The 12789-nt window shown below is 72.3% G+C and carries 9 protein-coding genes; 2 read left to right on the forward strand and 7 right to left on the reverse strand.

Annotation, left to right across the window (positions count from 1 at the left end):
• Window positions 1-101 precede the first annotated feature (101 nt).
• The 3 genes from FF096_RS21085 to xylA all read right to left on the reverse strand — a co-directional run bounded on the left by FF096_RS21085 (window position 102) and on the right by xylA (window position 4319).
• Window positions 102-1529 (reverse strand): MFS transporter, encoded by a 1428-nt coding sequence (locus FF096_RS21085; protein WP_155221143.1) that lies wholly within the window; start codon window positions 1527-1529, stop codon window positions 102-104.
• A gap of 137 nt (window positions 1530-1666) precedes the next feature.
• Entirely contained in the window at window positions 1667-3118 is a 1452-nt protein-coding gene (gene xylB / locus FF096_RS21090; protein WP_155221145.1) for a xylulokinase, read from the reverse strand.
• Between the two features lie 13 nt (window positions 3119-3131).
• Window positions 3132-4319 carry a xylose isomerase gene (gene xylA / locus FF096_RS21095; RefSeq protein ID WP_155221147.1) on the reverse strand — a complete coding sequence of 396 codons (1188 nt, stop codon included), beginning with the start codon at window positions 4317-4319 and terminating at the stop codon, window positions 3132-3134.
• Between the two features lie 51 nt (window positions 4320-4370).
• Between xylA and FF096_RS21100 the strand changes: the two genes are divergently transcribed.
• Together FF096_RS21100 and FF096_RS21105 are read left to right on the forward strand one after the other, a co-directional pair.
• Complete coding sequence (locus FF096_RS21100) at window positions 4371-5630, forward strand: ROK family protein (protein WP_155221149.1); 1260 nt, start codon at window positions 4371-4373, stop codon at window positions 5628-5630.
• A 126-nt stretch (window positions 5631-5756) separates the two neighbouring features.
• Window positions 5757-7436: a SpoIIE family protein phosphatase gene (locus tag FF096_RS21105; protein WP_309223699.1), complete on the forward strand. Its 1680-nt coding sequence runs from the start codon at window positions 5757-5759 to the stop codon at window positions 7434-7436.
• A 31-nt stretch (window positions 7437-7467) separates the two neighbouring features.
• On the opposite strand, the gene FF096_RS21110 is transcribed toward FF096_RS21105, so the two are convergent.
• The 4 genes from FF096_RS21110 to FF096_RS21125 all read right to left on the reverse strand — a co-directional run bounded on the left by FF096_RS21110 (window position 7468) and on the right by FF096_RS21125 (window position 12769).
• Window positions 7468-8013 (reverse strand): MarR family winged helix-turn-helix transcriptional regulator, encoded by a 546-nt coding sequence (locus FF096_RS21110; protein ID WP_230462817.1) that lies wholly within the window; start codon window positions 8011-8013, stop codon window positions 7468-7470.
• A gap of 140 nt (window positions 8014-8153) precedes the next feature.
• Window positions 8154-9629, reverse strand: a complete 1476-nt coding sequence (locus FF096_RS21115; protein ID WP_309223700.1) for a sugar transferase — start codon at window positions 9627-9629, stop codon at window positions 8154-8156.
• A 210-nt stretch (window positions 9630-9839) separates the two neighbouring features.
• A complete protein-coding gene (locus FF096_RS21120) occupies window positions 9840-11603 on the reverse strand; it encodes a substrate-binding domain-containing protein (RefSeq protein WP_309223701.1) in 1764 nt (587 codons plus the stop codon).
• Window positions 11604-11749: 146 nt separating this feature from the next.
• Window positions 11750-12769, reverse strand: a complete 1020-nt coding sequence (locus tag FF096_RS21125; protein WP_375335368.1) for a lactonase family protein — start codon at window positions 12767-12769, stop codon at window positions 11750-11752.
• Window positions 12770-12789 lie beyond the last annotated feature (20 nt).

Here is a 12789-nt window from a genome sequence, read left to right on the forward strand (position 1 = left end):
TAGAGGAAGGGCCCCTTGTTAACACGCGGCCGGCACGAGCGACGCTTTTGTTAATAGGGGGCCCTTCCTCTACCGGAGGCGTTAAAAAGGTGCCCTTCCTTTCACTCAAGCTGGTGGGCTCGGGTTTGCAGCAGGTGCCGTACGTCGGTGATGTCCTTCGGCGAGGTACGCGCGGCGAGCCAGTACATGATGCCGGTGGGGATGAAGAAGAGTTGAAAGGCGGCCAGCCCGACGGCGTAGTTCAACGGCGGCGGGAAGGCCACCCGCAGCCCGTGGAACGCCACCCCGACCAGGCCGTTGCCGGCCGCCCGCCCCACCCCGTTCACCAGGTTGCCCAGGCTGTAGACGGTGCCCCGGTGCTCCGGCGGGTTCACGTCGGCGATCAGCGCGAACCAGTTCGGCGAGTTCGCCGAGGTCAGCGCCAGAGCCAGCAGCGCGGCGACCAGGCTCAGCCCGACGGTCGGTTCGGTGACCACACTGGCCAGCACCGCCTGCACGACCGCGCCGGTGGCGGCACCGTCGGGCACGTCGACGCGGATCGGCACGAAGAACAACACCAGGTAGAACGGAAGCGCGGCGAAGATGCCGACGGCGGCGACCATGGCCCGCCCCGAGGGCGTACGCCGTTGCAGCGCGTCGCCGATCAACCCGCCGACGATGGAGAGCACCCCGCCCAGCTGGAACAGCGTGGCGAAGACGCTGCCCACCACGATGGCGGTGGCCTCCGAGTAGCCCTGGTCCTGAGCCCGCTGGTTGAACAGGTACGGCAGCCAGACCAGTGAACCGAAGGCGGCCTGCGCGGTGAGGCCCTGGAGGATGAGCCACCGGTTGGTCCGCCGCCCCAGGATGACGGGCAGGTCGGTCCGGCTGATCCGGTAGTCGTAGTCGGCGCCGACGGCGAGCGCGTCGGCCAGGGCCGGCTCGCTCTGGCCGCGCCGGATGTCGTACGTGAACAGGTAGGCCGCCGTGGCGACCAGGCCCACGACCGTGAGCACCAGGAACGGCCGACGCCAGTCGGCCGCGCCGAGCAGACCCCCGACGAGGGTGCCGGCCAGGGTGCCGGCTCCCTGGGAGAGCCCCCAGAAGCTCATCACCAGGCCCCGGCGGCGAGGCGTGATGAGGTCGGTGACGACCGAGAAGCCGACCGATCCGACCGCGCCGAGACCCACCGCGGCGAGCAGTTGCGCGGCGAGGAAGGTGGGATAGTTCCCGGCCAGAGCGCTGCCGCCGGTGCCGGCCGCCCAGAGCAGCGTGCCGATCATGAGCAGGGGCTTGCGGTTGGTGCGGTCCCCGACGTACGCCCAGCCCACCGCCGCCACCGCGCTGACCAGGAAGCTGATCGCGGTGACCAGGCCGAGCAGCCGTTGCGGCACGTCGAAGGAGGTGGCGATCGCGCCGTACAACGGCGGCACCAGACCGATCGCCACGTTGTCCAGCGAGGCGAGCAGCACGAAGACCACGACGCTGTAGAACCGGTGCGGCGCGCTTCCGCCCCACACCCGCGCGGGTCGGCCGGTGGTCGAGCTCATGCGGGCAGCCAACCAGGGCGGGATAACGAGCTGATCACCGGGTCACCCCCGGTCCGACGGCTGCCGTCCGAGACGGCCCCGATCCCGGATCGGGTGGCGCGCGCCGTGACGCGGATGCCACCCGATCCGGGAACCGGTCAGCCCTGGGACAACCGGTCCAGGTGATGTTCCCGGGCCAGCGCGTAGCGCTCCCGGATGCCGGGCACCGGCTCGGCGGCGTACTCCTCCGTGCCGGACGGTGTCCAGGACGGCGGCTCCCCCGTGCCCAGGGCCAACCACGCCGCCTGCCGGGCGGCACCGTCGGCGACGTACTCGCCGGGTGGCGGGACGACCACCGGGCAGCCGAAGACCTGCGCCGCGATCCGGCGCACCGCCGCCGACCGGGCACCGCCGCCGACCAGGATCACCCGGCGTACGGTCGCCCCCTGGGCGGCCAGTGCGTCGAGGCCGTCGGCGAGGGCGCAGAGCATCCCCTCCACGGCGGCTCGGGCCAGGTGCGCCGGAGTCGAGGTGCGCAGGGTCAGCCCGTGCACCGCCCCGGTGGCGTCCGGCCGGTTCGGAGTGCGCTCACCCTCCAGGTACGGCACCATGACCAGCCCGTCCGCGCCGGGTGGCGCGGACAGTGCCAGGTCGGCCAGCTCGTCCAGACTCACCCGCAGCATCCCTGCGGCGGCGTCCAGCACCCGGGCCGCGTTCAGCGTGCAGACCAGCGGGAGGAACCGGCCGGTCACGTCGGCGAAGCCGGCGACGATACCGCTCGGATCGGCGGCGGGGGCGTCCGCGACGCTGAACACCGTGCCGGAGGTGCCGATCGACACGACCACGTCACCGGGACCCGCGCCGACGCCGAAGCCGGCGGCGGCGTTGTCCCCGGCGCCCGGCCCGAGCAGCGTCGCCTCGGAGCCCACGCCGGAGCCCCCCAGGGCCGCCGGAGCGAGGTGCCCGGCGGCCTCGGTGGGACCGAGCACCGTCGGCACCCGCACCACCCGGCCGAGCGCCTGCTCCAACAGGTCCAGCCGGTACTTCTCGGTGGCCGGGGACCAGTAGCCGGTGCCGCTGGCGTCACTTCGATCGGTACGCAACGCGTCCAGCCCCGGAGCACCGGCCAACCGCCAGGTCAACCAGTCGTGCGGCAGGCACACCGCCGCCACCCGGGCGGCGTTCTCCGGCTCGTTGCGGGCCAGCCAGCGCAGCTTGGTGACGGTGAAGCTGGCCACCGGCACGCTGCCCACCGCGTCGGCCCAGAACCGGCGTCCGGCCTGCCCCTCGCCCGCCTCCTGGATCAGCTCCGCCGCCGCTCCGGCGGAACGGGTGTCGTTCCACAGCAGCGCCGGCCGGATGACCTCCCCGGACTCGTCGAGGCAGACCATGCCGTGCTGCTGGCCGCCCACGGAGACCGCGGCGACGTCGGCCAACCCACCGGCGGCGTCGATCGCCGTCTGGAGGGCCGACCACCAGGCCGAGGGATCGACCTCGGTGCCGTCCGGGTGCGGTGCCCGGCCCTGCCGGACCAGGGCACCGGTCTCCGCGTCCCGGACGACCACCTTGCACGACTGGGTGGAGGAGTCCACCCCGGCGACGAGCGGCATGTCGACGCCCGTCTCAGCGTGCGCCGAGCACGTGCTCGACGGCGAGCTGGTTCAACCGGACGAAGCCGAAGCCACGGGCGGCGGTCGCCTGGACGTCGAACTCCTCGAACGCGCTGGTGTCGGCGAGCAGTTCGGCGTAGCCCTCGCCGTCGCCGAGGGTCGGCACGGCCAGTTCGGTGACCTTGCTGGCGGCCAGCGCCTCGGCCACCTCCGGGTCGGCCCGGAACGCCGCGGCGCGCTCCTTGAGCAGCAGGTAGGTGCGCATGTTCGCCTCCGCCGAGGCCCAGACCCCGTCGACGTCCTCGGTGCGGGAGGGCTTGTAGTCGAAGTGCCTCGGCCCGTCGTAGGCGGGCGCGCCCGCCGGGCCACCGTGCTCCAGCAGGTCGACCAGGGCGAACGCGTTGAGCAGGTCACCGTGGCCGAAGACCAGGTCCTGGTCGTACTTGATGCCACGCTGACCGTTGAGGTCGATGTGGAACAGCTTGCCCTGCCAGAGCGCCTGGGCGATGGCGTGGGCGAAGTTCAGCCCGGCCATCTGCTCGTGGCCGACCTCCGGGTTGACGCCGACCCGCTCCGGGTGGGCGAGGGTGGAGATGAACGCCAGGGCGTGCCCGACGGTGGGCAGCAGGATGTCGCCGCGCGGCTCGTTCGGCTTCGGCTCCAGCGCGAAGCGCAGGTCGTAACCCCGGTCGATGACGTACTGGCAGAGCAGGTCGACCGCCTCGCGGTAGCGCGCCAGCGCAGCCTGGACGTCCTTGGCCACGTCGTACTCGCCGCCCTCCCGGCCGCCCCACATGACGAAGGTCTTGGCGCCCAGCTCGGCGGCGAGGTCGATGTTGCGCAGCACCTTACGCAGCGCGTACCGCCGGACGTCGCGGTCGTTGCTGGTGAAGCCGCCGTCCTTGAAGACCGGCTGCTGGAACAGGTCGGTGGTGACCATCGGCACCACCAGGCCGGTCTCGTCGAGCGCCTTGCGGAACCGGGCGATCTGGGCGTCCCGGGTGGCGGCGTCCGAGCCGAACGGCACCAGGTCGTCGTCGTGGAAGGTGACACCGTACGCACCCAGCTCGGCGAGCCGGTGCACCGACTCCACCGGGTCGAGGGCATCGCGGGTGGCGTGGCCGAACGGGTCGCGGCCCTGCCAGCCGACCGTCCATAGCCCGAAGGAGAACTTGTCGGCAGGGGTGGGACGGGGTGCCATGGCAGACCTCCGGTGGGGTGTCATCCGCTATTTGTTCAGTGGTTGAATTAAATGACTGGGATGTGGCAGTGTCAAGGGGTGAAGTCACCCGCTGCCCCGGCTGGCGCGGTGCGGCAGGGCAGCCTGCGTGAGCTGAACCTCGCCCTCGTGCTGGGCCGCATCGCCGCTGCCCGTCGCCCGCCCTCGCGGGCCGCGTTGGCTGCCGACACCGGCCTCACCCGGGCCACCGTCTCGGCCGTGGTGGAGGACCTCGTCGCCGGTCGACTCGTCACCGAGGCAGACCCGACACCCCGGGCCGGTGCCGGTCGTCCGGCGCGCGGTCTGATGCTGGCGGGCGACGGTCCGGCCGGGCTGGGGCTGGAGATCAACGTCGACTACCTGGCCGCGTGCGTGGTCGACCTCGCCGGGCAGGTCCGACACCACACCGTGCACCGGGTCGACCTGCGCCCCGTCTCCCCGGCCGACGCGCTCGCCCGGCTCGCCGAACTGGCCGGCCGGGCACGCGCCGACGCCGAGAGCCAGGGCCTGACCCTGGCCGGCGCGGCCATGGGGGTACCCGGCCTGGTCGACGACGCCGGGCAGGTCCGCCTCGCGCCGAACCTGGGTTGGCGGGACGTGCCGGTGCCGCAGCTACTGGCCGAGCATCCCCCGCTCACCGAGACCGTCGACGGCGTACCGCCCCTGGTGGTCGACAACGAGGCCAACCTCGCCGCGCTGGGCGAACTGCACGCCGGTGCCGCACCGGGCACCTTCCTGCACATCTCCGGAGAGGTCGGCATCGGCGCCGGCATCGTGCTGAACGGGGCGCTGTTCCGGGGCACCCGTGGTTGGAGCGGCGAGATCGGGCACATCCCGGTCCGCCCGGACGGCCCGCCCTGCCGCTGCGGCGGGCGTGGCTGTCTGGAGCTCTACGCCGGGCAGGAGGCGATCCTGTCCGCCGCCGGTCTGGCCGGAGCCGACCTACCGGCCGACCGGGCGTCCACCCGGCTGACCCAGCTCGCCGAGGCCGAACACCCCGCCGTCCTGCACGCCCTCGCCGAGGCCGGTACGGCGATCGGGGTCACCGTGGCGAGCGTGGTCAACCTGCTGGACCTCGACACGGTGGTGCTCGGCGGTGGGTACGCCCCGCTCACCGGTTGGCTCCGGCCTCCCGTCCTGGCCGAGATCGAGCGCCGGGTGCTCACCGCGGCCTGGTCTCCGGTCACCGTACGGCCGGCCACCCTCGGCGCCACCGCCGCGTCGGTGGGAGCCGCCGGTTCGGTGGTACGCCGGATCATCGCCCGCCCCGGCGGGTGGCTGGCCCGGCTCTGACCCGCTCGCCAGGCACGTCTCGGACCCGCCTCGGTACGCTTGCCTCCAGGCAACCAGCCCTGACCTCGAGGAGTGCACCGCCGGCATGCGTACTGGTCGACAGCGCCCCGCGCCCGGTGCCCGCCGGTGACCAGCACCCGACAGGGCACCTTCGCCGGTGCCGCCGGTGAGTGGGCCGACGACGAGCGGTCGGCTGGTCCCGCCACCGGGACACCCCGCTCCAGGCCGTCCGTGGACGCCGACCTCGCTCGTGAGCTGCTCGACGGGCTCGACGAGGCGGTGCTGACCACCGACGACGACGGGACGGTCGTGCTGGTCAACGCCAGAGCCGGGGAGCTGCTGCCGGACGTCGTCGTCGGCACCGACCTGGCCGACTGCGCGCTGCCGGCGCTGGCGGACGCGGTAGCCGTCGGCGCGGACGACTTCGAGGACGTCCACCACGGCCGACGGCTGCGGGGCGTACGCCGTACGCTGGGCGGCAGCCGCTCCGCCTGGTACCTGCGGGACGTCACCGACGAGCACCGTCAGGCCGAGGAACTGCGGGCCGAGCGGTGGCGTACCCGTTTCCTGGCCCGTACCGGCCGTCGACTCGGTCTGGCGTTGGAGCGGGCGCAGGTGCTACGTGCCGTCGCCACCCTGCCCGTGCCGTACCTGGCCGATCTCGCCCTGGTGGTGCACCTGCCACCGATCCCGACCGAGCATCGGCCGCACTTCGTGCGGTACACCGCCGACGACACCGCACCGGCCACCGGGGTGGCCGACTGGGACGTGGTCACCGCCGTACCCGGTCTCGCCGAGGCCCTCGACGGTGAACCCGCCGAACCACGCGCCTGGCCGACCACCGGTCGGGAAGGGCTCCACCCGCTGCTCCCGGCGGGTCCGCACCCGGCCACCAGCCTGCTGGTCAGCCCGATGCCCGGGGCAGGTCAGACGGCCGGTGCCCTGGTGCTGCTCCGTCGAGCGGAGCGGAGCGGGTTCGACCGCCGCGAGGTGGAGCTGGTTCGGGAGTTCGCCGCCCGCGCCGGTGCCGCCCTGGCCACCGCACATCTGCACGACGAACAGAGCCATCTCGCCCAGGTGCTCCAGAACAGCCTGCTGCCGCCGAAACTGCCCACGGTAACCGGCATGAGTCTGGCCGGCGGTTACCGCGCGGCCGGGGACACCCTGCGCATCGGGGGCGACTTCTACGACGTCCTGCTGACCGGTGACGGTGCCCTGTTCGCCGTCGGAGACGTCTGCGGCAAGGGGGTCGGCGCGGCCGTGCTCACCGGCCGGGTACGCCAGTCGTTGCAGACCCTGCGGCTGGTCGAGCAGCAGCCGCAGGAACTGCTCCGGCTGCTCGACCGGGCGCTGCTCGACATCCCGGACGCGTCCCGACGCGGCCAGTTCACCACCCTGCTACTGGGCACCCTGCGGCCCGAGGCCGGGGGCGGGCTACGGGTGCGGATCGCCGGTGGCGGGCATCCGGCACCCCTGGTGATCCGCGCCGACGGCACGGTGGCAGCGGTCCGGGTGGGCGGCATGCCGGTCGGTGCGCTCGCCGATGCCCGGTTCGCCACCGCTGATCTCCGGCTGGGCCCCGGCGAGCTGCTGTTCACGCGTACCGACGGGGTCACCGACGCCCGGGGCGGCCCGCAGGGGACGGAGAGCTTCGGCGAGCAGCGGCTACGCCGGACGCTCGCTGACGGTGCCGGACAGCCCCCGGCAGCGCTCGTGGAGCGCGTACTCCAGGCGGTCGACACCTGGTGCGCCGGCCACCGCCACGACGACATCGCCATGCTGGCGATCGGCCCGTCCGGAGACTGACCCGCCGAGCGGTGCCGTCGGTGGGCGCCGGTCAGGCCGTCTGTAAGACGGAGGCGTCCCCCGCCGCCCAGTCACGCGACGTCGCGTCGACGGCGTGCCGGCTGTGCGCCACCTGGTCCGCGCGGGCCTCCTCAACCTGCCCCACCGGCGACGGCACCACCCGCGTGCGGGCGGCATCGTCGAAGGCGCGCAGACCGCGCAGCAGCGCCTCCCGCGACTCGGGCGGCATGTCGGCCAGGACCGCCGCCAGGTGCCGACGGCGGTCGTCGCGCAGCTCGGCCAGCAACCGGCGGGCCGCGTCGGTCAGGTGCAGTGAGATCTCCCGCCGGTCGGCCCGGCCGGGCTCCCGCTCCAGCATCCCGGCGGCCACCAGCCGGTCGCAGAGCCGGCTGGCCGACGAGAGCAGCATGTCCAGGCCGGTGGCGAGACGCCGCAGGTTGATCCCGTCGTGCCGCTCGACGAGCATGACGGCGCGGAGCTGGACGGTGGAGATCCGGTTGGCGGTCCGTTCCCGCGCACCGTCCCAGACTGTCAGCAGTGCACCCGCCGCGGTGTCCAGCTCGGCAGCCATACTCATCGTGGGTCCGGGTGGACCATGCAGTTCCGCCATGGTGCGCCTGAGCGTACTCCGATTCCGTCCCGGGTTGGGCCTGCGATACAGCAGAACCGGAGCACGCGGTAGCCGGCGACCGCCTCCGTGCGGTACGTCCCCGACGATCAGTACGCGCCCCGACTGTTGACCACCGCACCGATGGTCTTCCACAGGATGGTCAGATCGGCGGCCAGCGACCAGTTCTCCACGTAGTAGAGATCGAGCCGGATGCCGTCCTCCCAGCTCAGGTCGGATCGCCCGCTGACCTGCCAGAGCCCGGTCATGCCCGGTTTGACCAGCAACCGACGGGCGACGTCCCCGTCGTAGCGGGCCACCTCGGAGGGCAGCGGCGGCCGGGGACCGACCAGGCTCATCTGCCCCAGCAGGACGTTGACCAGCTGCGGCAGTTCGTCCAGCGACCACTTGCGCAACAACCGGCCGATCCGGGTCACCCGGGGGTCGTCTCTCATCTTGAACAGCAGGCCGTCGGTCTCGTTGCGGGAGGCCAACTCCGCCAGCAGCGCGTCGGCGTTGACCACCATCGTGCGGAACTTGAAGACGCCGAACTCCTTGCCGCCCTGCCCGACCCGGGTCTGCCGGAACAGCACCGGGCCCCGACTGTCCAGCTTCACGGCCAACGCGATGACCACCAGCAGGGGTAGCAGCAGCGCCAACGCGACCAGTGACACCGACCGGTCGACGAAGCCCTTCACCAGCTTGCGGACGCCCCGGAACTCGGGTGCCTCCACGTGGATCAGCGGTAGGCCGGCGACCGGCCGGGTGTGGATGCGCGGACCCGCGACGTCGGTCAGCGCGGGAGCCAACACCAGGTCGACGCCGGTGCCCTCCAGTTGCCAGCCGAGCCGACGCAGCCGGGTGGCGGTGAGTTCCCCGCAGGCGGTGACGGCGACGGTGTCCGCGCCGATCGCGGCGGCGGCCTCCGGGATGGCCCGGAACGAACCGACCACGGGCACGTCGCCGAGCCGCTGCGCGACCGGTGCGAGCAGCGCGTCCGGGATGCAGGCACCGACCACGTGATAGCCGGCGTACGGCTCACGGCGCAGGGTGTGCACCAACTCCAGCACGTGGGCGGTGTCACCGACCACCAACACCCGCCGCGACCAGCCCAGCCCCTGCGAGCGGGCGCGGTGCAGACGCTTACGGGCGGCGAACCGGGCCACCTCCAGACCGATCGTGCCCACTGCGAAGGAGATGGCCAAAAAGCCCCGGGAGACGCCGACGTCGGCGACGTAGCCCGCGATGGCGGTGGCACCGGCGAGCCGCAGACTCGCCATGCTCACCCGCCGGTACTCGTCGGCGCCGTACCCCACCACCCGGTCGTCGTAGCAGCGCAGGGCCTTCAACGAGATCAGCCAGGCCAGGACCAGCGCCGGGGCGACCAGGACGTACGGCACCGGGCCACGGGGCGCGGCCTCGCCGAACCGGACGGCGTAGCCGACCAGTACCGCCACCGCCAACACGACGGTGTCCAGCACGACCAGGGTCCTGATGTACGTCCGCTGGTCGGTGCGTACCGGTGGCGGGGGGTTGTGCGGTTGCGATGACGATCTGACCGGGGTCAACAGCGTCGCCGAGGTCACCAGCCCTCCCACTTCGCTAGCCGACGGCACGGGCCCGGCCGGGTTGAGGCCGGGTCTGCCAATGCACGACGACATCCTGCCCTGACAACCATGACTACCAATTGCTTCCGACGTATTGCCGTCAGTTTCCAAGGCGTAGGACAGCGAGGAAGAGGGCCGGTGGAATCGGCGGAAACCGGTACCACAGGCCCTCTTCTCAGGCGTCTCGGATCAGGCCGGAGCCTTCCGAAGGGCGATCGCCCGGAGGAAGATGTCACCGATCTTGGTGGGGTCGGTGGCCACGAAGGCACCGCCACCGGCGCTCTTCGCGATGGTGTCCAGCTCCGACTTGCTGACCTCGGTGCCGATACCGATGATGATCACCTGGATCGGCTGGTCCGGGTCCTTGATCCGCTTCAGCTCGGCGAGCAGTTCCTTCTGGGAGATGCCGTCGGCGTCCTCGTTCTTGCCGTCGGTGAAGAGCACGATCGAGTTGACCTTGCCCGGTTCCCAGTTCGCCTGGACGTCCTTGTACGCGGCCAGCAGCGTGTCGTACAACCCGGTGTCGCCGTTGGAGGAGGTGATCCGGTCCAGGCCCCGCTCCAACTCGCTGCGCTGCCGCGACAGCGGGGCGATCGGCACCAGTTCCTGGTAGTCCCGCGAGCCCACCAGGTTGGTCGAGAAGACCCACAGGCCGATCGACCAGGAGTCGTCGAAGAGGTTCAGTCCTCGCCGGGCGGCCTCCGTGGTGACCTGCTGCCGGGTCGCCCCGTTGGCGGTCGGCACCGGCTTCTTCATTGAACCGGAGACGTCGACGATGCAGAGCATCCGGCCGGAGAGCGTGGCGATGGACCAACTGGACACCGCCCGCTCGACCGCGTCCGGCGCCAGCCCACCGGCGGCGATGCCGCCCTGGGGCGGAGGCGCGACCGAGGGGTCGCCACCGGCGGGGCTCGGTGCGCCCTGGGGCGCGTCGAACCCCGCACCCCAGTTGCCGTCCGGGGCCCGCAGCGACTGCGCGGCCAGCTTGTCCTTGAACGACGCCGTGGTCAGTGCCTCGAACAGCACCCCCGCGGCCGACGCCTTGGCCGGCTCGATCCCCGGCAACACCGCGTACGGGTAGTCCAGCGGCAGCGGTGCCGGCTTCAGGTAGAGCGCCGCCAACGGCACCGGAGGCTTGCGGGCGTTGTACTGGATGACGTCTTCCTCGGACAGCGCCGCGGCTCCGAGGGCGCTGGCCAGGGTGGTGGCGTCGCCGGCCGTCGGGAACTTGGCGAGCAGGTCCTGGCGCAACGCCGAGGCACCCGCGGCCAACGCCCGCAGCGCGCCGACGCGCTCCTGCTCGGCGCTGTCGCCTCCGCTGGACGCCGCGGCCGTCATCAACGACAGCAGGCCGGACAGACCGGCGGCGTCCCGGGTCGGCTCGACGATGCCCGTCTTCAGCGGCCGATCGCTGTTGAGCCGGGAGAGCAGTTGGGTCCAGCCGAGTTCCTGCTGCGGCCAGCCCAGCCGGGTGGCGATCGGCTCCGGCATGGCGACCACCACCGGGCTGCTCGCGATGGAGGCGCCGTTACCCGGCTCGAAGGCCGCCGCGCCGCCGGTCTTGAGTCGAAGCAGCCAGGTCGAGGAGTCCGGGATCCAGACATCCGGGCTCACCGCAGTGCCGCTGGCCTGGCCGACCCCGGCCAGGATCGCGCCGTGCTTGGCCGCCACCACCGCGGCCACCTCCACCGGGTCGGAGGCCGCGACCGTCACGTCGATACAGGTGCCATCGACGGCGGCACCCTTCTCCTCCCACTCGGTGGCCGCCTCGTCGACCGCCGGAGCGAGCTCACTCGCCACCGCGACGGACAGCTCGATCTTGCCCGAGCAGTCCTGGCCGGCGAGTTGGCGATAGCCCACCCACCCACCAGCGGTGACGAGGAGGACGCCGACCGCTGCTGCTGCGGCGGCGCCGTGAATACCTGAACGCATGCGATGGCGGCCTGCTGACACGCTGACCATCTTGCGTACCCGACCGTTGGACTGCCATGGCCGTTCGGACGAAAGTTACAGAGGAGAAACAGTTTACCGGCATTTAGTAACTATGAGTGACGGGTCAGCGCCGTAATGTGGGTACGTCGATGTCTCGAAGCCCACGATCAGGGCAGGACGCAGGTAGGGCTGCCCAGCGTCAGCGGCTCGCCGATCGCCTCGGGCACCCCCGTCGCGGGATCGACCCGGAAGGTACGCACCATGTCCGCCCGTTCGTCGGCGACATAGAGATGCCCCCCGACGAACGCGAAGTGACGCGGCCACTCGCCGCCGGTCTCCACCTCCGCCACGAACTCGGGCAGGTCCGCGCCGATGGCGAAGACCGTCACGGTGCCGACACCTCGGTTGGCGACGTAGAGGAAGCGGCCGTCCGGACCGATACTGATCTCGGACGGTTGGACGTGCCCGCCCCGCTCGCTGGCATCCACCCGCCCCAGCTGGTGCAGCACCCCGTCGGTCAGCTCGTAGGCCAGCACGGAGGCGTCCAGCTCGCCGGAGACGTAGCAGCGCCGCCCGTCGGGGTGCCGGGTCAGGTGGCGGGGCCCCACCCCGGGCGCGGTCCGTACCCGGGGTGCCCGGGGCACCAACCGCCCGGAAGCGGCGTCGAGGTCGTACCGGTAGATCGAGTCGGTGCCGAGGTCCACCGCCAGCAACGGCGACGCGCCGGTGCCCGGCGAGACCATGTGCGCGTGCGCATGCTCCTGGCGTTGGGGGTCCGCCCCGTGCCCCTGGTGCTCCACCACGTCGGTGCGCTCGCCGGGCACCCCCTCGGCGTCGAGCGGGAACACCGTGACACTGCCGCCGCCGTAGTTGGCCACGAACAGGTGCCCGCCGTCGGACGCGACCGCCAGGTGGCACGGCTCCGCGCCACCGGTGGGCCACGAGCCGACCGACGCCAGGTCACCGTCGGTGCCGACCCGCCACGCGCTGATCCGACCGTCGGGCAGTTCGTTGACCGCGTACAGCACCGGATGCGTCGGGTGGCGGGTGAGGAAGGACGGCGACTCGGTGACCGCGACGGTGCCCAGCGCCGTCAGCTGGCCCGTACCCGGGTCCCGCCGGGCGGCGACGATGCCGGTGCCGCGCCCTCCGCTGTGCGCGGTGTATCCGCCGATGTGAACGATCACGTCTCGCGCTGCCACAGGTT

The sequence above is a fragment of the Micromonospora sp. CP22 genome (assembly GCF_009712475.1).
Classification (GTDB): domain Bacteria; phylum Actinomycetota; class Actinomycetes; order Mycobacteriales; family Micromonosporaceae; genus Micromonospora.